The sequence below is a fragment of the Methylocystis sp. NC52PC genome, from assembly GCF_055698645.1.
Window position 1 is genome coordinate 1,892,680 of record NZ_CP170127.1, and the last position, 20,956, is coordinate 1,913,635.

Genomic DNA, 20,956 nt, shown 5'->3' on the forward strand with positions numbered 1-20,956 from the left:
GACGCGGGCGATCAGGTGGTCGTCAACGGGGGCGGGCTGGCGTCTCAGACACTTTGACGCGCCTTTCAAAATGCTCGGGGACCCAGGTCGGACCGCAGAACGGCGCGAAGGCGGTCGGGACATCACCGTTCAAAGTTTACACCTCTGTTCGGCTATTGCTTTTCCATCGGCCTATGTCCTCGACATGAACGCTGCCGTCGTGTTTCCTTGTGGCCCGGGGAATGGATACGGGGCCGACGTCATGCTGCAAGTTTTCTGTTCGCCTTCCAGATATGTTCAAGGTCGCAACGCTACTCGATCTTTGGCGGCGGAGCTTCAGCGACTCGGCCTTTCGGGCATGGCGCTGATCATTGCAAGCCGCACTGCTCGGCGCATTGCCGAAGCAGCCTGGGCGGAGACCTTTCCTTCCGCAGGGCTGCAATTCACCGTTCAGGATTTTGCCGGCGAATGTAGCTTTCCGGAGATCTTGCGCGGAAAGGAAGCCGCGCGGCGGGCGTCGGCCTCGGTGATCATCGGCGCTGGGGGCGGCAAGACCTTGGATACGGCGCGGGCGGTCGCCTCGGAACTCAATCTGCCGGTCGCCTGTTGCCCGACGACCGCGTCGAGCGACGCGCCCTGCAGCGCACTTTCCGTTGTTTATACGGAAGACGGCGTGTTCGAGCGATGCCTCTATTACAAGCGAAACCCCGATCTGGTCCTCGTCGATAGCGCCGTCATTGCGCGCGCGCCGGTGCGGCAACTGATCTCGGGCATGGGCGACGCGCTCGCGACATATTTTGAGGCGGAGGCGTCAATGCGCGCCCATCGAAAGAATGTGGTCGGCGGCGTGGGCACATTGGCCGCGGGCGCAATCGCCGAACTCTGTTACGAGACGCTCCTGAACGACGGGACATCGGCTGTGGCTGCGGCGCGTGTTGGGGCGATCACGCCCGCGCTCGAGCGCATCATAGAAGCAAACACACTTCTCTCCGGCGTCGGCTTCGAGTCGGGCGGCCTGGCCGTCGCCCATTCCGTTCACAATGGATTGACCGCCGCTCGCGAAACGCATGATCGCCTGCATGGCGAAAAAGTCGCATTCGGAACGCTCGTTCAGCTTGTTCTGGAAGGAAAGCACAGTTCGGTCATGGAGGAGGTCATGGGCTTCTGCCTGTCTGTCGGCTTGCCAGTGACGCTCGCCGAGCTTGGTCTCGACAGGTTGACGAAGGAAAAGGCGCGCGCCATTGCGGAACGCGCCATCGCTCCCGGAGAGAGCGCGCATAACGAGCCTTTCGAAGTCACCGCCGAGGCTGTCATGGATGCGCTCTACGCTGCGGATTCTGTAGGTGTCGCGTTCAAATCGCGTGTTTGACGGCGCGCCAAACGCATGACCGCAGAAAGCGGGCCGCATGCGGGCGTCGAAATGATTCACGCGCGCCGAAGGGACCTCGCCCGCCTGGACCGCGGCGGCGCCCTGGCCTAAGCTGCGGCGCAAAATTCTCCCTGGCTATCCAGCTCAGAGACTCGCGCATATGGCAGACGCCGCTCGCCCCTTGCTCGCCTTACCTTGCTTTCTGCTTATCGCCTACGCTCTCAGCGACAATCGATGCAAGATTCCCTGGCGGGTCGTTTTTGCAGGACTGGCCCTCTCAATCGGCCTCGCGGTTGTCCTGAGCGGCTTTTCGCCTGTAAAGAGAATTTTGCTGTTCATGAGCGAGTCCGCCCATGCGCTGCAGACGGCGACCGACGCCGGGTCGAGCTTTGTGTTCGGCTATCTCGGCGGCGGCGAAACGCCCTTCGCCGTGCAGAAGCCGAGCGCCGGTTTTATCCTCGCCTTCCGGGCCCTGCCGATGGTGCTCACGATTTCTGCGCTGGCGTCCCTGTTTTTTTACTGGGGTGTCCTGCAGCGCGTCGCCGGCGCGCTCGCCTGGCTGTTGCGGCGTTCGATGGGCTTGAACGGACCTTTGGCGCTGGGCGCGGCCGTCCATGTTTTTGTGGGCATGATCGAGGCGCCGCTCTTAATTCGCCCCTATCTTGCGCACATGCAGCGGGGCGAGCTTTTTGCCTTGATGAGTTGCGGCATGGCTGGCGTCGCCGGCACGGTCATGGTGATCTATGCGGGCTTTCTCGCGCCCTTCATTCCGGACGCCCTGGGCCATATTCTCATCGCGTCCGTCATCGCTACGCCAGCCGCGATCTCCATCGCCGCCATCATGTCGCCGTGGCGGCTGGACGAAGATGCAGACGATGCTTCGTTGATGGTCGATCATCCGCCCGCGGGGCCCTTTGACGCGATCATCAGAGGGGTCGCGGAGGGCGTCGGCCCGCTCGTCGGCATTGTCAGCGTCCTGTTGACGACAATCGCTCTGGTGACGCTCGTCAACATTGCGCTCGCGCAATTGCCGCCGCTCGGCGGTCAGGTCGTGAGTCTCCAGTGGATTTTCGCTTGGCCGTTTCGGCCTGTCGCATGGCTCATCGGCGTGCCTTGGGAAGAAACCCCCGTCGCCGCGTCGTTGATGGCGACGAAGACGGTCGTGAATGAATTTGTCGCCTATCGCGCAATGAGCGAGTTGAGCGTCGACGCGCTTTCCCCGAAAAGCCGCTTGCTCCTCACCTATGCGCTATGCGGTTTCGCAAATTTCGGCAGTATGGGCATTCTCGTGGGCGGCCTCAACGCCATGTTGCCAGAACGGCGCGCCGAAATCGCGCGTCTCGGCCTGCGGTCGATCCTGTCTGGAACGATGGCCACCTGTACGAGCGCGACCGTCGCGGGCGCGCTTTACGATCTTACTTCCATATCTGCGGCGGCTTCGGGTTCATAACATTTTTGGAGAAGGCCAATGTTTGGGGACAAAATTTTTCGATCAGCGATCATCGCCCCGGTTCTGGCTTGCGGGGGCTCAGGGCCAGCCTTTGCCGCAGATCCTCTGCCGGCCTATGGCGCGAGTATCTCTGAGACTTCAGTCTCCGGCATTTCATCCGGCGCCGCCATGGCGGTGCAGTTCCACGTCGCGCATTCCAGTACGGTGAAAGGAGCTGGCGTGATCGCCGGCGTCCCTTATGGCTGCGCCGAGAATAGCGCGACCCGAGCGACTCGAAATTGCATGAAGCCCGACGCCGACCATCCCGCCCCCGATCTGGCGCATCTCAAGGCAATGACGGACGGCCTCGTGCGTTCCCGCGCAGTGGACGACGTGGCCAACCTCAACAATTCTCGCGTATGGCTGTTTTCAGGCCGGGCCGACAAGGTTGTCTTGACGCCGGTCATGGACGTCGTGCGGGACTATTACGCGCTCTACCTGCCGACCGCCGAGCAAATCGTCTACCGAAAAGACTTGGACGCGGGCCACGCCATGATCACTGAGGATTATGGAGACGCCTGCGACGTTACTGGCGAGCCTTTCATCGATGATTGCAACCTCGACGCCGCCGGGGCCATCCTCGCGCAGATTTACGGCAAGCTCAATCCGCGCAATGCGCAGGAAAGCGGCCGCTACATTCAGTTCGACCAGAAAGAATTTCTGCCCGACGGCGACGCGCGCGGACATAGTCTGAGCGATGCGGGTTACGCCTATGTCCCGACGGCCTGCGCTGAAGAATCCTGCCGCGTGCACGTCGCCTTCCATGGCTGCCGCCAGCAGGGAGACGCAATCGGCGACCGCTTTTACAAACACGCCGGCTATAACCGCTGGGCCGATACGAACCACATCATCGTGCTCTACCCTCAGACGATCAGCCGCTGGGGATGGGGATGGCCGTTCTATACTTTCAATTTCAGATGGAATCCAAACGCCTGCTGGGACTGGTGGGGTTATGACGGAGGCGAATACCACACGAAAAACGGGACGCAGATTCAGGCGATCTGGGGGATGGTGGCGCGCTTGGCCGGGAAGGCCAACCGTTGAGGAGTCGGATAAGGCGATGACGGTTCGGTCGAGCTCGTTTTTGGGAGTAAGGGTAAGTTCATGAGCGATGATCGCCTTTTCTCTGCCGCGGCCGCGCGCAACCGCGGACCCATCCTGGACGTCCTGCGCGCGGTTCTGCCGGAACGAGGGCTCGTGCTGGAGGTGGCGAGCGGCTCCGGCGAACATGCGGTGCACTTCGCCGCAGAGCTTGCAAAGCTGACATTCGCACCGTCGGATCCCAGCGCAAAGGCTCGCAAGAGCATCCTGGCGTGGATCGCGTCGACGGGCGTTCGCAATGTGCAGGCGCCGCTCGCTCTCGATGCGGCGACGGCGCCCTGGCCAATCGATCGAGCCGACGCCGTCATCTGTATCAACATGGTCCATATTTCGCCGTGGGCGGCGACGGAAGGCCTCTTCAATCATGCGGGGGAGATTCTGCCCCCCGGCGCGCCGCTCTATCTTTATGGTCCCTACAAGCGGGGCGGCGCCCATACCGCCCCGAGCAACGCCGCATTCGACGCCGGGCTTCGGGCTCAGGACTCCTCTTGGGGCGTCCGTGATCTTGAAGCAATGGCCGATCTTGGTTGCCGGAGCGGTTTCGAAAAGCCCGAGATCGTAGAAATGCCGGCGAATAATCTCAGTCTGACATTCCGTCGGCGGTCGTCCTCGGGTCGATCGATGAATGAAGGCGAAGACATGGACGACAAGTTGAAGAGGCCCGCATGATTCCGTGGGTCCTGCTCGACACGGCGCCGATACCGGGCGGCGAAGGCGCGCTGCGGCTCATGCGGCGGGGCGCAGAATTCTCGATCATGCTCGGCAATAACGAGCTGATGAACAGCCGCCTCAGTGGATCCGAGCAAGCGCTGGCAACGCTCACACATGAGAGACTCGGTTGCAGGCCGGAGCCGCGAATCCTCATCGGCGGGCTCGGAATGGGTTTTACTTTGCGCGCCATGCTTGCGGTCCTCGATGCAGAGGCGCGCGTCGTCGTCGCGGAGCTCGTTCCAGCGGTGGTGGCGTGGGCGCGCGGCCCAATGGTTGACCTGCACGGCGCGAGTCTGACCGATCCACGCGTCACGATTCATGAAACGGATGTGGGCCGGCTCATTCACGCGGCGCGCGCGTCCTATGACGCAATCCTGCTCGACGTCGATAATGGCCCCGAGGGGCTGTCGCGCGAAGCCAATGACGGTCTCTATCAGATGGCGGGACTGGCCGCAGCCCGCGTAGCTTTGCGCCCCGGCGGCGTCCTGGCCGTCTGGTCCTCCGGCCCCGACCGCAGCTTCACTCAGCGGCTTCACAGGGCCGGGTTCGGCGTCGAGGAAATCAAGGTGCGGGCCAACGCCAAGAGAGGCGGCGCCCGGCATGTCGTCTGGGTAGCGACGCGGATCGATCGTAAGCGCCCGCAGGGCTGACAGCCTTCGTCAGAGCCGCGGTCTTTCCTTGCTTCGCCTTCGGGCTTCTCTTGGATTAAAGCTTCTCGTGATCGCGCTCCCCGGCTCCGAAGCGGCAGGCGGGCGGCTGATGTTGCGGTCCTTGCGAAGAATGTGCTTTCATCCTTGCCGTCACGGCGCTCTTGCCGCAAGTACTGGTCCAGTTTGAGCGAGAGACAATAGCATTGCGATCCGGGCTAGAAGTGGAAAATGTCGCAGGCGTGCTGCTTGCCCCCTTCGGCCGGCTGCTTCAGTTTGGTGATTCCCGTTCACTGGGAAATGGCATGAAAGTCACAATGCGAGATTCATTCCCGAATTTCGCTCCACGACCAAAGCGCCGGTGTGCCTCTTATGCGGGCGTCGCACTAACAGACAAGTTGCAGCTCAGGAGCATTGAGGCCCTCGTTCTAGGGGCCGGCCATCAGCGCGATGAGAGTTTCAACCGCTCGCTTTGAAGGCGTTGGCTTTCTTAAGAGCATCGTGTCCGGGTGCCGGGCCTGAACGTCGGGCGGAAGAGCGAAGCCCGTGCTGACGACGACAGCAGCGCCCCGTTCCTTGAGAACGTCGAGCACGGGTCCGATATCACCGTCCGGCAAATTGACATCGACAATCGCAGCCCTGCATTCGGGCGTATCAGACAACAGATCGAGCGCTTCCCGCACGGAAGACGCGGGCCCGACCGGCTTGCCGCTCCATTCCTCGATGGTCAGGCAAAGATCCATGGCGATCACAGCCTCGTCCTCAACAACGAGGACGAGCCGATCGGCGAGAGCATTGGCTGCGGGCATGCGGCAAATTCCTAACGGGGAAGGCGGTCGAGCAAGGCGGTGAGCGTCACCTGCACTCCGCCGGGGCGCCACTCTGTCCTCAACTCGCCGCCGAGTTGGCCTTTCGCGCTCAATTCCATCAGTTGGCTTCCAAAGCCTTTCTTCTCGGTTGTTCTGGATATTGCCGGGCCGCCCTCCTCTCTCCAGCTCAAGCGCAGAATTTTTTCGTCGGCCTGTTCCCAGCGGATCGTAACGCGCCCTTGAGGCGCCGATAGCGCCCCATACTTCGAAGCGTTTGTCGCGAGCTCATGCAGAATGAGGCACAGGCTGGTGAGGGAACTCGGTCCGACAAGGACGGGCGGCCCCGAGATCCTGGCCTGAGCGGGATCTTTTATATGCGGCTCAAGCACTGTGCTGACCACGCGGTCAATCGTCGTCTTTGCATCCGTCGCATCGCATTCCCTGTCCCAGGAAGGTGCGATGAGCTCATGGGCTCGAGCAAGCGCCATAAGACGGTCAATCAGCGTATCGGCAAATGCTCGCACATCGCTGGCGGATCGGGCGCCCATATTGACCATGCTTACTGCGACTGCAAAAAGATTTTTGACGCGGTGGTGGAGCTCGCGAATGAGTAAGAGGCGCGCTTTTTCGAGACGCACGCGCTCCTCAATGACGACTGCGGACGGCACCAGGTGAGTGATCACGCCTTCCGCGTTTCTCAGCGGCGCCAGCTGAAAATCGATGGTGAGAAGCGCTCCGCCTGCGATGCGAGCGTCCACATCGAACCGGCTCGTTTCTCCCTTAGCGGCGGCGATCGTCGCAGCCTTGATTCGCGCCTGGACCTTCTCGCAATAGCTCCACCAGTAAGTCTCCCAGAAATGCTTTCCCAAGACGTCATTGGACGAAAGCCCCGCAGCCTTGAGCGGAGCCTCGTTTGCGGCAATGAGGACGCCATCCAGCGTCATCAGGCCGACGAAGGCGAAGAGTTGATCGAGAACTTGGCGAAGCAGAGCCTCGCTCTCGGCTACAGCCTGTTCGGCCCGCTTTCGTTCCGTTATGTCGATCGACGTCCCAATCACGCCAACGACGCGGCCCGTCTCATCACGGAACGGACTCTTGCGCGTGAGAAGAACACGCGGGCCCCGTTCGTCGTACCCCGCCTGCTCCTCGACTTCCTGGGTCTGGCCAAGGTCAATCGCTCGTCGGTCGCTGTCGGCAATGCTCTTGGCCTGCGCCTCGCTGAACCACTGCGCCTGCTGCCCCGTCCTCCCCCCGTCCTGGGCGAGTAGACGGAAGACGGCTGCATTGGCGAGCTTGAGGCGTCCTTCCAGGTCTTTTACGTAGACAAGAGCCGGGACCTCATCGATCACGCTTTGGAGGGTGCGCGCGCTTTCCCGCGCTTTCGCCTCGGCGTTCTCCAGTTCCGTTATATCGGTGTTTGTGCCGAACCAGTGCAGAATTGAGCCGTCCGGCGCGCGATGCGGAACGGCGCGGGTAAGGAAAGGCCGCAACACGCCGTCGGCCCCCCGCAAGGGGAACGTCATCTCGAAGACCTGCCCCGTTACGAGCGCCCTCCGCCATCTCTCCATGACGATCGGAAGTTCAACAGGATCGTGCACGGATTGCCAGCCCCAGCCCTCCATTTGGGCAGGCGCGGTTCCAGTATATTCGTACCATTTCTTATTATAATAGAAAATATAGCCCTGAGCGTCAGCCATCCAACAAAGGACAGGCAAGTGTTCAACCATAGCTACGAAATCGCCGGGCTCAGGCGACGCACGAGCTTGATCAGACCCCATGACGACCTCCGCCTCCCAGAGGACATCTAAGGCACGACAGGCGCCTCGGATAGAGGTTCCTCCGGTCTTGCAGAGATTAACTTTGACCAAGTATAGTTTAAGCCCGAATAGGGCAGCGACGCGACGGGCTGGCGCCTTTTCTCCAAGGCAAAGACAGCCCGCTCATTCCAAAGGAAAAGCTTGCGCGCAAGGTGGAGTGGGTCTCGTTGTCTGATGGCTCCTCTCCATCCCGCCCGACAAGAAGCCAAGGAAGTGTTTCCAGGCCATCGACGCCAATCGGAAGGGCCCCTACGCCACGGCGTCCCCGACATCGGAGACTTTCGGAAAAACCAGCTTGAAAGTCGCGCCGCCGCCCGGGGTCTCCTCGACCCAGATTTTGCCCCCGTGGGTATCGACAATCTCTTTGGCAATAGCCAGGCCAAGGCCTGTTCCGGGGAGCTTTTCGCTCTTCCGCCAGAAGGGCTCGAAAATCATGTCTGTGTGGCCTGGAGAAACACCCTCTCCATGATCGACGATCGATATCAAGCCTTCGGCGTTTACTTCGACAAAAATCGTTCCATTCTTAGGCTCCGCGCGAATTGCATTATCGAGAAGATTCGTAAGAACGCATTCAATCGCTCGCTGGTTTCCTTTAATGATCGCGTGCGGGGGATTGGCTTCGAAATCGAGAAACCTGTTGCAATCCATCGCCAAGGGGAGAAGACCAGCCACGACGCCGCCAGTCAGATTCGATAAATTGACTTCCTGATCCATGCTTACTTGCCCCTCGAACAGACGCGACGCCACGAGCATCTGCTCGACGATAGAGCGCAACTGACTGGCGTCGCTAAGGAGTTCGGAAGCAAGAGCGCTAGCTTTGGCGTTTTCCAGCCGGGCCCGCATGACAGCGAGCGGCGTACGCAGTTCGTGAGCGGCGTTCGCGGTAATGCGACGCTGCCGAATGGCCCATGCATCGAGGCGCCGGAGCGCTTCGTTGACCGCATCCACGAAGGGGCTTACCTCGACGGGGACGTCGGTCGGCAGCAGCGGCTTCGACAAGCTGTCCAGTTCAATTTTGGCCACCTCTGCAGCCGCGTCTCGCAGCGGCGCGAGTCCCTGTCGAACAGCAAACCAGGCCGTCGCCCCAGAGAGCAGCACGGCAAAGACGAAATAGGCTGCATAAGTCAGCAGATCTTCGCGCATTGAATGAAAGAGGTCTTCGAGTCGAAATGTGGCGTGATACGTCGCGATGTGGAATCGCCCATAGGGCGTGCGCGCCGGTCCCATGAAGCCAAGCGCGGGCGTTTCGGGGTCGCTAGGCAAAACGAAATGCGTGTGAGAGGAATTGACCTCGATGACCTTTTCGAGTCTCGCGACGAGCTCAGGCGACGAGCCGTCGACCGGCGTTTTGCTTTTCGATTCGAAGGCGGCAAATTTCAGTTTTGGAATACGCGCAACTTCAGCCTGCAACCCGGACGATGGCTCGATTTCAATATGGCCGTCCGCGCCCCGTTTCAACGAGTCGACGACAAGGCTGGCCGTTCTATAAGCGGCAAGTTCGTCCCAAGACTGCGTGAACCTCTCGACGCCGGCGAGACCCAAGCCGAGCGTCGCCGCCCAGGCGAGGAAAAATGCGGTGAACTGGGCGATGACCAGATAGCCGACGGTGCGCCGGGCGAGCGATGAGTGAGCCTTCACCGTCGCTCCTCGCGCTCCCTAGTTTCACGCAGAATGTAGCCGAGCGAGCGCGCAGAAAAGATTTCAGCGCCGGCGTTCATTGCGGCAAGACGCGCTCGCAAACGCGAGACGAGCGACGTGAGCGCATGATCCTGCACTTCCTCGCCATATCCGTAAAGCTCGGCGTGAAGGGTCTCGCGTGAGACGACGCAATTGGCCCGCCTGACAAGGGTCTCGAGCAGGACAAGCTCCCCGCGCGACAGAAGCGCCTGCGTTCCGCTAATGTGGACGGCCCGGTTTTCGAGATCGAATCTGAGAGCGCCGACTTGAACCGGCGGGGTCGGTCCGCTGCTATGCTTTCTCAGATTCGCGCGAATGCGTGCAACGAGCTCGTCGAGATTGAAAGGCTTGGTAAGATAATCATCGGCCCCTGCCTCGAGCCCTTCGATCCTGTTGTCGACGGCGTCGAGCGCAGTCAGCAGCAAGATTCTTATGTCGGGTCTCTTTCTGCGCATCCGCGGGACCAGCGCGATGCCGTCGCCATCCGGCAATCTGCGATCAATCAGCGCGAGCGCATAGGCGCAGCGCTCGAGTGCGCGATCCGCATCCTCGATCGTGTAGACGCTATCGACATTGTAGCCGGCGCGATGGATTTTTTCGGCCACTTGGCGCGATAGGTCGGGGTGATCCTCGACCAGAAGGATACGCATGGGCGCCGCTCCCAAGCTGGATTTGCGGCAGCGGACGCCGACGCAACCGCCATTATCGCTGCAAAGCCTGTCGATCGCCAAGACCGGGCTGTGACGACATCGCTGCAGCTGTTGCATTCTTGCAACAGGATGCAATTTCCCGCGCGGAGGCTCCGCTTGCGAGGTTCCTGCGATCTTTCTTCGTTATCCCTGAATCGCGGCTCTGCTTCCAACCGAATGAAGCGGTTTCGACGGACGGCGTGGACCAGAAGGCAAAGCGATCGAGATGCGAGGCGACGTGACGAGATCAGGAACCAGCCGGGAGACGGAGCGGTTCGCGCGTCGCTTCCTGCTGGCTTTGCTGATCGCGATCGCTCTCTTCGCTCAAGGCGTCATTGCCGCTCATTCCGGGGGACCGCAGTCCCGTTTCGCAGACGGCGACGCCGTAACTTCGTTGCTGGATATCCCGTGCAAGAGTTCGTCCGGCGCCGACGGATCGGGAGCGCCTTCCGGGAAGGCGTCTGTCTGCTGCATCCTTTGCGGCGCCGCGGCCTACGCGAAAGCGCCGCTCTCCCCCGAACGCGACATCAGCAGCCGCGCCCTCTTTGTCCATCTCGCGCCAATAAATGTCTCCGTCTCGCTCTCCTGCAAGCGGCCGTCAGGCTGGGGGAGCGTCTGGTCGGCCCAAGCGCCGCCTGTTGTCTCCTGATCGATCCCCCTCGCTCACATCCGACGATCGGGCGCCGACGCGCCGCAGGAGATAACAAATGTTACGCTTGCTTCTTTCGCGCGGCGTCTGCGCCGGCGCGCTTGCCCTTGCCCCTTCTTCCCTGGCGATGGCTCAGCAAACCCTCCCGACGATCGAGATCGGCGGCGTGCGAGGGAAGCCGAAGCCCGTTCCCGGCCAAAACGGCGGCAGCGGCGGCGCCGCCACGGGCGCCGCGTCGCCCGGTCCCAATGCCGGTTCGGGATCATCCGTCGCATCGCGCTTCGCGAGCGTGCCCAGAACGCCGACTGAGGGATATGTCGTCCACAACGTGACCACCGGCGCGAAGATGGACGTCCCGCTGAGAGAATTGCCCGTCTCGGTTGGCGTCGTTCCGCGGCAGGTCATCGTCGACCAGAACACGACGCTGGTCCAGGAAGCGCTCGAGAACGTTTCGGGCGTCCAGTCCAACAACACCGACACGGCCGGATATAATTTCAACATTCGCGGCTTCCAGGTTCTGAATTTCTTCCGCAACAATCTGAAGGCCGACGGCTTCAACTTTGATACCGCCAATATCGAGCGTATCGAAGTGCTCAAGGGTCCCGCGTCGGTGCTTTACGGACGCTCCGAGCCTGGCGGCATCATCAATCTGATTACCAAAGAGCCGCTTGGCGCCCCGCGTTACGTTTTGGAGCAGCAGTTCGGTTCATTCAACTATTATCGCACGCAATGGGATCTGTCCGCGCCGATCGACCAGGTGGAGGGCCTCGCTTACCGCGTGTCGGGCGCTTATCAGAATAACGGCTCGTTCCGAACCTTCCAGGGCGGCGAACGCGTTCTCGTCGCGCCTGTCATCGCCTACCGGCCGACGGAATGGACAGATTTTACACTAGACACGCAATATTTCGGCCAAAGGGCGCAGTCCGACATCGGGATACCCACAATCGGCCCCGCTCCCGCTCCCGTTCCGCTCAGCCGCTCCTTTCAGGAGCCGACCGATCCCATTGATTCGAGCGATAACGTAACCGTTAGCTATCGCTTTCGACAAAACCTGAACGAGGACTGGAAGGTCACGAACAGGTTTCTTTACGCCCATAGTAGTCTGCAAGGGGTCAACCTGTCGGCGTCCTGCTCGACGCCATTCTGTGTCGACCCCGACTGGCAGACTCTCCAACGTCTCACCCAAACCCAAACGGTCAGCGGCCAGACATTTTCGACCAACATCGACCTCGAAGGAAAATTCCTCGCGCTCGGCGGAAGACATAATTTTCTGATGGGCCTCGACTATTACAACAATAACTTCTCCTATTACGCCGGCGGTGGCGCGGGGCTTTACCCGATCAATATAGTCAACCCCGTCTACGGCGGCGTGCCCGACTACGCCTATTGGGACGCGATTGCAGGCTCAGGCTTCAAATATCATTCCTCGACCCTGACGCGTCAGAAAGGCTTTTACGTTCAGGATCTGGTCACCTATTTTGAGCGTCTGCACATTTTGCTGGGGGCCCGCTATGACGTCGCCGATCAGACGGCCGGCTTCTCTAGCAGCTGTTGCGGCGATTACACAGCGACTCAGCAGGCGGCGATCGACGCGCGCCTTGCGGCGGACACCGCCGTTGACACAGCCTGGAGCCCGCGCGCCGGTTTCGTCCTCGATGTCCTTCCGCAGGTGAGCGTCTATGCGAACTACTCGCGCTCCTTCGGCGTCGGAAATGGCTTCTCCGCCACCGGCGCGCCGCTTGGACCACAAAGGGGCCTGCAGTGGGAGGCTGGACTGAAAGCCGAACCTCTTCCCGGCCTTAATGCGACCCTCGCTTTCTATCAGATCACCAAGTCGGGCGTGCCGACCCGCGATTTCGCGGGTGGTCCTGGGGCTTTCATCCTGGCTGGCCTGCAGCGCAGCCGCGGCGTCGAACTCGACGTCCTCGGCGCGATCACCGACCGGCTCGCGGTTACCGCGAACTACGCCTATATCGACGCCAAGGTTATTGCGGACAATCCCTTCAACCCGCTCAATCCCTTCGGCATTCTCGATCCTTTGATTTTCGGGCAACAGGGCGGTCTGCTCGGACGTCACAGAGACAATGTCCCGCGTCACTCCGGCAAAGTCTTCCTGACGTATGATTTTGGCGACAACGGCCTTGGTTTCCGAGTAGGCGGAGGCGTCACCGCCGCGACGCGCGCGTGGGGCGACATCCAGAATACGTTCCTGCTGCCTGGGTGGGCGCGGCTAGACGCCTTTGCAAGTTATGCGACCTTGTTCGAAGGCCACAAACTAACCGCGCAGTTGAATTTGAAGAATATCAATAATGCGCAGTATTTCGTTGGGCCGGACAACTTCTTCAACAACTTTTCCGCGCCGTACTCCAGCATTCCCGCCAAGCCCTTCACCGCGACGGGGACGGTAAGAATGGAGTTTTAGTCATGGCGCGCGCGCTCCTGGTTTTGCTTCATCGATGGACCGGCTTGGCGATGGCGGGCTTCCTCATCATCGTTGGCGGGACGGGGAGCCTCCTCGCATTCTACGGAGAATTGAACCATCTGTTAGCGCCTGAACTCTACGCCGACCTGCCGGGGACGGCAGGCCTCGACGCCGCCGCGCTCGCGCAGCGCGCCGAAGCGCTCGCGCCCAACGGGCAGGTCAATACGGTCTATTTCGGCTATGATTCTCTCGTCGAGATGAGCATGGAGTCGAAGAGCGGCGCAGCGCCGCTCGGTTTCGACTACATTTATCTCGACCGGCGGACGGGCGCAGAACTCGGACGCCTGTTTTGGGGCGCCTTCCCGACGACGCGGGCGGGCGTCATGCCTTTTGTCTATCGCCTTCATATGACGCTTGCCGCCGGTGAAATCGGGGCTTGGCTACTCGGGCTCACCGCGCTCGTTTGGACGCTCGATTGCTTCGTGGCCTTCTATTTGACGCTGCCAGCGGCCGGCGAACGCAGCCGCAAGAGCTTTCTTGCACGCTGGAAGCCTGCATGGCTGGTCAAGGTCGCGGGGTCGTTCTACAGAGTCAACTTCGACCTGCACAGGGCCGGAGGCCTATGGCTCTGGGCGTTCTTGCTGATTTTCGCCTGGTCGAGCGTCTACATGAATCTCAACGGGTTTTATTCGCGCGTCATGTCGCTCGTCTTCGCTTACGAGCAACCCTATTATTTCGCGCCAACTGTATCGCCGCCGCGCGATATCGAACCGCTGTCCTGGGAACGGGCGCAATCTCGAGGGCGTCAACTTATGGCGGAGCAGGCTCGCGCGCATGGGTTCGAGATCGAACGCGACCTCGCGCTCTATATTCTCCGCGACAAAGGCGTGTGGGAATATCGCGTGCGGTCGTCGCGGGACATCGGCGACAAATACGGGCAGACGTCGGTGTGGTTCGACGCCTCATCGGGGGCGCTGCGTGACGTCTCGCTGCCAACAGGGCATCGCGCCGGCAATACGATCACGACGTGGCTTTACGAATTGCACAAAGCCAATGTCTTTGGTTTGACCTACAGAATTTTCGTGAGCCTTTTCGGCTTGCTGATAATCATGCTCTCCGTGACCGGCGTTTACATCTGGTGGAAGAAGCGTTCGGCGCGGCGGGAGCGCGGTCGGCGCCCGGCGCCTGGCCGGGCGCGTGAACGGGAGGAGGCCGCTTGTTGAGTTTTTTCAAGCCGACGCACCCCTTGATTTGAACTCTGCAATTGCGCGTGGAGATCAGCATGATTTTTGATCACGAAGGCCTTTCCCGCCTTATCGACCGCCTGCGCCGCGCCGGCCCGATCGGAGCCTATCCGCGGCAAGCGCTGCTCGCCTATCTTTGCGCCCAGGGCGCCGCTGGACGGCGTACGCCGCGCCTGTTGGTGATCGACGTCTTCGACGGCGGCGGCGCGCATGGGCCGATGTGCCGCTTCTCGATTTGCGGCGACACGCGCGCGCAGAGCTTTGTCGCGCCGTTGAAGCACATCGCCGTCGACCGCAAATATCCGGCGGCGCGCGCGCTCGTGCGGCTCGTCTGCGACGGCGCGCCGACCGCTGCATGAGGGCGGCGCGCCTCGTTCTCGTCCTGCTTCTCTGCGGCGGCCTCCCCGCGTCCGCCGCCGAAGGCGGGGACGAGCGCCGCGACGCCAGCGAAGAGATTGCCGCCGCACAAGGTCCGCGCGCGCGCGACGAGCGGCGCGCACACAAACAGCGGCCGCGTGCGGAGTCGCGCGACCGACGCGACCGCGACCCGCAGGAGACAGGCGAGGGCCGGGACCAGGACAGATCTCGTACGCAGCGCCGGGAGACGGCCGACGACAAACCAAAAGCCGCGCCGCGCGCGCAAACCCTCGGACGCGATCAGAGCGGCGTCTTCGTCAACGAGTCGGCTTCCAACGCCGCCTATTCGCCAAGCTTCGTCATGCGCGGCTTTCCTTCCGGCGTTACGCTCTTCGAGGGCGCTGCGCATGGCTTCACCGCGCAGGACGTCGATCTCTCGACCGTCGACCACGTCGAGTTCTTCAAAGGGCCGAGCGCCATGCTGTTCGGCAAGGCTCTCGGCGGCTATGGCGGGGCCGCCAATTATATTCGCAAGGCGCCGACGCTGGAGACTTTCAGCCGCGCGGCGACGAGCCTCGGCTCCTTCGGCCTCAAGCGTCTCACCGTCGACATCAACGTCCCGCTCACCGACGACAAGAACCTATTGTTCCGGCTGACCGGCTCGGCGCAGAGTCTGGGCAGCTTCGTCGACTTCGTGCGCACGCGCAGCTTCGACGTCGCGCCGATGCTCGCTTTCACCGCTGACAATGGCGACCGCGCCACGCTGCGCGCCGAGCACAATGGCGCGCGGCTCGTGTGGCGGGACGGCGTGCCGGCCGATCCGATCTTCTTTGGAATTTCGCGCGAATTCTACGCCGGCATTCCCGCCAATGAACATGAAACGCCCTTCTTCGACGATCTAACCTTCACCTATGAGCATGCGCTCGGCCCGAACTGGAGCGTTTCCGCTGTCGTGGATTATTTTCTCTACGCCAGTCGCTGGGGCTGGTGCACCGGCTGGGGCTATGACGGCTTTCAGTCCGTCGTCTTCGGCAATCCGGCGCGCAGCCGCACCGCCAACCGCAGCTTCGACGCGCAACTGCGGCTCAACGGCCGGTTCGAGACGGGCTTTCTTTCCCACACGGTGTTTATGGCCGCCGAGCACTGGGATTATTTTTTCGGCTATTCCAATGACATTTCCCGCTATGAAGCGGCGCCGCTCAACATATTCTTCCCCGTCTATCCGCCGGGCGTCGATTATGCAGGCGCCTATTGGTCGAACGGCGTCGCCCGCGCGATCAGCCGATCGGTCTACGGCCAGGACCTCATCGACCTCAACGAAAACTGGCGCATTCTTCTGGGCGACGCTACGATCGTCTTTCACAGCGCGAGCGCGTGTTCGATCCCTCGGGCGCGCTCACGGGAGAGCCGACGGCGAGCCTGAGCAAGGGAATCGACGGCTATTTCTCGCCGCGCGCCGGCCTGTTGTTTCGGCCCGACGCCGAGACGCAGATCTTCGCCGCCTATGGCAAGTCGCTCATTCCCAATACCGGCGTGCGGGTTCAAGGCGGCGAGACGCCGCCGCCGCAGCAGGATACGCAATATGAGCTTGGCGTGCGGCGCGAGCTCTTCGACCGCCGCGCGATCGTCGAGATCGGCCTGTTCGACATCACTCGCGACAATGTCGCCATCCCCAATCCGGCCAATCCCTCGGGCTTCTATTCGGTCGTGACCGGCCAGCAGCACAGCCATGGGATCGAGGCGAATGTAACGGCGCAGTTTACGCCCAATCTGCGTCTGACCGCCGGCGCGACCTTTCTGCATGCGCTCGTCACCAAAGACGACAACGTCCCCTCCCAGCAAGGCAGCGATCTTCTGGGCGCGCCGCGCCGCGTCTACAATGTCTCGCTCGCCTATACGCTGGATTTCGGCCTCCTCGACGGCCTCGAACTCGGCGCGAGCTATTATTACGCCAGCCGCGCCGAAGCGACCCTGCCGAACACCCCCGGCTTCACCCTCCCGCCCCAGCAAATGCTCGGCGCGTCGCTTGGCTATAAGCTCAGCGACAATTTCAAATTCGAGGTCAACGCCGCAAATCTCACCAACCAGCAAAATTGGACCTCCAATGGCGCGCTCTATCACGGCGAGCCCAGGTCCGTGTCGGGGAGCGTTATTTGCAAGTTCTAGTTTTTGCGCGTGCATTCCAACGACTAATCATTCGCAAGCGAAGACGCGCGCAAAACAAAGCTGAAGCCAAAGAGCCGGCGCGACCTCCGCTTGAGGAGTATTATATCCGCAACATTTCCCTCCCGACGCGCTTCGCCTCGAGAAACCATCGATGATCTCAATTGTTTTCAACATGTCTGCCACCGACTGTGGCGTGACGCTCCAGCTGGCGGCAGCCGCCAATATGGCCTGCAGCTTAGCGCCCGCCGCTTCCCGCCGGGGGTTTTTGCCCCAGCTAAACGGAGAGGAACATCGCAATGCGCTACAGCCGTCTACACAGCCAGACCGCCAAAGAACTCGCCTTGTCTGCGGCGCGGCGCTTGACGCTGCTCGCGCTGACGACGCCGCCGCAGGAATTCGAGCGACTATGCCCGACCGAGATCGAGGATTTCGAGACCCAGCGCGATCTTGCCGCAGACGAAATGCATCTGGGGCATGGCAAGCTGAGGTCCATGTTCGAGGAGGACGCGCTCGACGCCTTTGAAGCCGAGACAAACCGAATCCGGTCGTCGATTTCGGTTCCGACCTTCATTGAGCAGTAAGGCGCTCGTGATGCGGTTCTCTTCTAACGGGGCTCGTGGCGCGCACCCGGCGCTTGCAGAGGATCGAAGCGCCTATTGGCAGGGGCGCAATATTCTTTCGCCGTACACATGCATGCGGGGGAGACGTTTCTTGGATGCGTAGCGCGACGCCGCTCAACTCGATTGCGCCTTGTGCACATGCCCTGACGAGCGCCCCTTCTCCATGGTCCATCTTGGCCGTAACGTAGCTGCTGCTCGCCGAGGTCTTCCGTGAAGAGGGCAGTGGCCATCTCATGAGGGGCGACGCTCAATCAGGGCTGCATGATGACAGTCGTCCCCACGCTCACGCGCTCGAACAAATCGGTCACGTCCTCGTTCCGCATGCGGATGCAGCCATAAGACGCGGCCGTGCCGATCGAAGCGCGCATCTTGTTGGTCGTACCGTGGATCGCGACCTGATCGCCATCGAGCAGCATCGCGCGGGTCCCCATCGGATTGTTCGGCGCCCCGCCGGGGATCACATCGGGCAACTCGGGGTGGTCGGCGCGGACATCGGTCGGCGGCGTCCAGTCGGGATTGGTGAACTTCTCGCGGATCGAAGTGACCCCGAACCACTCCTTGCCGTGCTTCGGCACTGCGACCGGGTAGCTGATCGTGCTGCCGTCATTCTGCACCAGGAAGAGGCGGCGCTGGGAGACGCTGACGACAATCGTGCCCGGGGCCACGTTTTCGAAGACCGCTGTGCGATGTGATCTGGTGTGCTCGGATGAGATGGCGGCAGAGGCGGGCGTCGTGGACGCCGCAGCGGTGAATGTGAAGATGGCGGCGGCGGCGGCGCCGGCGACGACTTTGCGAATGTTCATTGTTCTCTCCAAGGAAGTCGATGTTTTAGTGGAAAGAACGTAGCTGCCGTCCGTCCGCAGCGGCGTGCGCCGTCGCACGATCCGAGCTCGGCGGGATCGCGGCAGTCATCTCAACAGGAAAGAGCAGGAGCAGAAGATTTAAGGGATTCATAGCCTCCAGCGAGGAAACGCTTCAGCTTGTCTCCCCAATTTCGAAGTGAGATATTGGAGTAATTAATGGCGGCGGGTTCGGTCATGACTACGGTTTATCTTATTAATCCAATGGCCGATTTTCCCACTTACTTTGGCGCCGAGGCGCTCGCGGCTCGAGGCGGGCCGGGCGGCGTGATGATGGCGGATCTCGCCTGTTCGACTGTTGCGGCGATGGCCCCTTCGGATTTCAAGGTCGAGATTTACGACGAGAGCGCCTCCCGCGTCGACTTCGATCATCCAGCCGACTGGATCGCGATCACGGGCAAGGTCAGCCAGCGCCAGCGCATGACGGCGATCGCTGACGAATTCCGCAGGCGCGGCAAACGCGTCATTATCGGCGGTCCTTATGCAAGTCTCTCCCCGGAACGGCTGCGCGGCCATTGTGACGTCATGGTGTGCGGAGAAGCAGAGGAGATCGCCAGCGCCCTGTTTTCAGATTTGCGGGCCGGAAAGCCTAAGGACGCTTATTTTGGCGACAAGCCGTCTTTAGCGCTGTCTCCCGCGCCCCGCTGGGACCTCTATCGCAACGACCGCGCCATGCTTGGCGCCGTGCAAACTTCCCGCGGATGCCCGTTCGAATGCGAATTCTGCGACGTTATCCAATATCTCGGGCGCAAGCAGCGGCACAAACCCATCGCCAATGTCATCAGCGAGCTCGAGGCGCTCTGGGCCCTGGGCTATCGCACGACCTTTCTGGCCGATGATAATTTCACCGCCTATCGGGCGCATTGCAAGGAGCTGCTTGCGGCAATCGCAAAGTGGCGTCGCGACCACCCGATGGAGTTCGTCACCCAGATCTCCATCGACGCGACGCGTGACGACGAATTGATCGATCTGTGTGTGGCCGCAGGGTTGACGCAAGTGTTCATCGGCATTGAGACGCCGAACCTGGAAAGCCTTCGTGAAACGGGAAAAAGGCAGAACCTCAAGATCAGCCTCATCGAGGAGGTTCAAAAGCTCGTCGAGCGCGGGATCTCGGTCATGGGAGGAATGATCGTCGGTTTCGACCATGACGGGCCCGACATCTTCCGCGAACAATATGAATTCGCGATGGCGACGCCCATTCCCATATTCAGCCTTGGCGGTCTGATGGCTTCCGAGGCGACGCCCCTATACGATCGCATCTTGCGGGAGGGACGACTCCTCACGGGCGGCATCGAGACCCAGGCCGTGCCATGGAGCTCCAATATCAAGTGCAAAACCATGAGCATGGAAGAGCTGCATGAGGGAATGCAGAACCTCTGTAATGCGCTTTATTCGCCGCCGGCCTTCACCGCGCGCATGCTCCGTCTGATCGACAGCTTCGGGCGACGTCGCAATGGACCGGCGCCCGAGCCGACCGATTCGAACGCGCTGCGCGAAATCGAAAGGCAGTCAATGCAGGTCGCCATGCAAGTGCGTAATTATGGCGAGTCAGAGGGCCGGATGTGGAACAAAATCTGGGGCGCAGCCGTACGTAAGCCCGAGACGATGACCATCGTTGGCCGCATCATGTTCCAATACGCCCAAGCGCGCTACATGTTCGAGAAAGGCAATTATTGGGAGCCCAGCCTCGCGACGGCCCCCGCGCCGCAAAAGGCGGAGCGCGTCGCCGCCATGTCGGATGCGTAGGACTGTCGTTCTAGCGTTTTTCTCGACGAGGATTGCAAGGCCGCTCGCGCTGGTCCGTCACTGTGGAACCGTCATGAGCTCCATGAGGTGGCTGTCTGGCGTCTCGAAATACACTCCCCGGCCTCCGCCCCAGTCATTCAGCTTTCGGTCGCTTCGGCTCCAGGGCGCGCTGCCGAAGGCCAACCCCTTATCCTTGACTCGTCCGAGAATAGCGTCGAATTCAGCGTCGCTGACATGGAAAGCATAATGCTGAGCGTCGAATGACGCCGCGTCGGCGAACAAAAGCGTCAAAGTGTCATTCACCCGCACTGGCGCAAAGTGGTCGGCATCCGCTTCTGCGAAGGCTAGACCAAAGACGTCAGCAAACCAGCGCGCCGCATCCTGCTTGTTGTGAGCAGAAACGATCGTGTGGTTGAGACGAATGGTCATTGGCTAGATCCTCCTGTCAGACCCCGCAACCCGCCGGGTAAGCGCGCAGCGACACTTACGCCCATTGCCCACGAGGTCCATCAGATTGGCGTAGCGGTAGAGATGGTCAAAATCCTCCAAAAAGCCGAATACGGCTCGACATTCAGCTCGGACCAGGAGCGGAGCGGAAGTTCCA

The 20,956-nt window shown here is 61.3% G+C and carries 18 protein-coding genes; 12 read left to right on the plus strand and 6 right to left on the minus strand.

Features of this window, described 5'->3' with window-relative positions; genetic code table 11:
* Positions 1-241: 241 nt before the first annotated feature.
* The 5 genes from ACETII_RS11150 to ACETII_RS11170 all read left to right on the plus strand — a co-directional run bounded on the left by ACETII_RS11150 (position 242) and on the right by ACETII_RS11170 (position 5,299).
* The gene (locus ACETII_RS11150) at positions 242-1,348 is read left to right on the plus strand and encodes a glycerol dehydrogenase (RefSeq protein ID WP_472788071.1); all 1,107 of its coding nucleotides are present in this window, start codon (positions 242-244) and stop codon (positions 1,346-1,348) included.
* A 160-nt stretch (positions 1,349-1,508) separates the two neighbouring features.
* A complete protein-coding gene (locus ACETII_RS11155; protein WP_472788072.1) occupies positions 1,509-2,798 on the plus strand; it encodes a NupC/NupG family nucleoside CNT transporter in 1,290 nt (429 codons plus the stop codon).
* Between the two features lie 18 nt (positions 2,799-2,816).
* Entirely contained in the window at positions 2,817-3,881 is a 1,065-nt protein-coding gene (locus ACETII_RS11160) for an extracellular catalytic domain type 2 short-chain-length polyhydroxyalkanoate depolymerase (protein ID WP_472788073.1), read from the plus strand.
* Between the two features lie 60 nt (positions 3,882-3,941).
* Entirely contained in the window at positions 3,942-4,607 is a 666-nt protein-coding gene (locus tag ACETII_RS11165; RefSeq protein WP_472788074.1) for a DUF938 domain-containing protein, read from the plus strand.
* Complete coding sequence (locus tag ACETII_RS11170) at positions 4,604-5,299, plus strand: spermidine synthase (protein WP_472788075.1); 696 nt, start codon at positions 4,604-4,606, stop codon at positions 5,297-5,299. The genes ACETII_RS11165 and ACETII_RS11170 overlap by 4 nt, the downstream gene beginning before the upstream one ends.
* Positions 5,300-5,724: 425 nt before the next feature.
* On the opposite strand, the gene ACETII_RS11175 is transcribed toward ACETII_RS11170, so the two are convergent.
* The 4 genes from ACETII_RS11175 to ACETII_RS11190 form a co-directional block, all read right to left on the minus strand.
* Complete coding sequence (locus tag ACETII_RS11175) at positions 5,725-6,105, minus strand: response regulator (RefSeq protein ID WP_472788076.1); 381 nt, start codon at positions 6,103-6,105, stop codon at positions 5,725-5,727.
* A gap of 11 nt (positions 6,106-6,116) precedes the next feature.
* Positions 6,117-7,973, minus strand: a complete 1,857-nt coding sequence (locus tag ACETII_RS11180; protein ID WP_472788077.1) for a PAS domain-containing protein — start codon at positions 7,971-7,973, stop codon at positions 6,117-6,119.
* 198 nt (positions 7,974-8,171) lie between these two features.
* A complete protein-coding gene (locus ACETII_RS11185) occupies positions 8,172-9,464 on the minus strand; it encodes a sensor histidine kinase (protein ID WP_472788078.1) in 1,293 nt (430 codons plus the stop codon).
* 92 nt (positions 9,465-9,556) lie between these two features.
* Entirely contained in the window at positions 9,557-10,249 is a 693-nt protein-coding gene (locus ACETII_RS11190; RefSeq protein WP_472788079.1) for a response regulator transcription factor, read from the minus strand.
* A gap of 746 nt (positions 10,250-10,995) precedes the next feature.
* On the opposite strand from ACETII_RS11190, the gene ACETII_RS11195 reads away from it, so the two are divergent.
* The 6 genes from ACETII_RS11195 to ACETII_RS11220 all read left to right on the plus strand — a co-directional run bounded on the left by ACETII_RS11195 (position 10,996) and on the right by ACETII_RS11220 (position 17,707).
* The gene (locus ACETII_RS11195) at positions 10,996-13,359 is read left to right on the plus strand and encodes a TonB-dependent siderophore receptor (protein WP_472788080.1); all 2,364 of its coding nucleotides are present in this window, start codon (positions 10,996-10,998) and stop codon (positions 13,357-13,359) included.
* Between the two features lie 2 nt (positions 13,360-13,361).
* Complete coding sequence (locus ACETII_RS11200; RefSeq protein ID WP_472788081.1) at positions 13,362-14,582, plus strand: PepSY-associated TM helix domain-containing protein; 1,221 nt, start codon at positions 13,362-13,364, stop codon at positions 14,580-14,582.
* Positions 14,583-14,641: 59 nt separating this feature from the next.
* Positions 14,642-14,962, plus strand: a complete 321-nt coding sequence (locus tag ACETII_RS11205; protein ID WP_363345918.1) for a hypothetical protein — start codon at positions 14,642-14,644, stop codon at positions 14,960-14,962.
* Positions 14,959-16,383, plus strand: a complete 1,425-nt coding sequence (locus ACETII_RS11210) for a TonB-dependent receptor (RefSeq protein WP_472788082.1) — start codon at positions 14,959-14,961, stop codon at positions 16,381-16,383. The genes ACETII_RS11205 and ACETII_RS11210 overlap by 4 nt, the downstream gene beginning before the upstream one ends.
* Complete coding sequence (locus ACETII_RS11215; protein WP_472788083.1) at positions 16,335-17,126, plus strand: TonB-dependent receptor domain-containing protein; 792 nt, start codon at positions 16,335-16,337, stop codon at positions 17,124-17,126. The genes ACETII_RS11210 and ACETII_RS11215 overlap by 49 nt, the downstream gene beginning before the upstream one ends.
* Positions 17,127-17,422: 296 nt before the next feature.
* Positions 17,423-17,707 (plus strand): hypothetical protein, encoded by a 285-nt coding sequence (locus tag ACETII_RS11220; RefSeq protein WP_472788084.1) that lies wholly within the window; start codon positions 17,423-17,425, stop codon positions 17,705-17,707.
* Between the two features lie 290 nt (positions 17,708-17,997).
* On the opposite strand, the gene ACETII_RS11225 is transcribed toward ACETII_RS11220, so the two are convergent.
* The gene (locus tag ACETII_RS11225; RefSeq protein ID WP_472788085.1) at positions 17,998-18,549 is read right to left on the minus strand and encodes a L,D-transpeptidase; all 552 of its coding nucleotides are present in this window, start codon (positions 18,547-18,549) and stop codon (positions 17,998-18,000) included.
* A gap of 216 nt (positions 18,550-18,765) precedes the next feature.
* Between ACETII_RS11225 and ACETII_RS11230 the strand changes: the two genes are divergently transcribed.
* Positions 18,766-20,352: a B12-binding domain-containing radical SAM protein gene (locus ACETII_RS11230; RefSeq protein ID WP_472788086.1), complete on the plus strand. Its 1,587-nt coding sequence runs from the start codon at positions 18,766-18,768 to the stop codon at positions 20,350-20,352.
* 57 nt (positions 20,353-20,409) lie between these two features.
* Here the strand turns inward: ACETII_RS11230 and ACETII_RS11235 are convergent, their stop codons facing one another.
* On the minus strand, positions 20,410-20,781 hold the full coding sequence (locus tag ACETII_RS11235; protein ID WP_472788087.1) for a VOC family protein: 372 nt from the start codon (positions 20,779-20,781) through the stop codon (positions 20,410-20,412).
* Positions 20,782-20,956 lie beyond the last annotated feature (175 nt).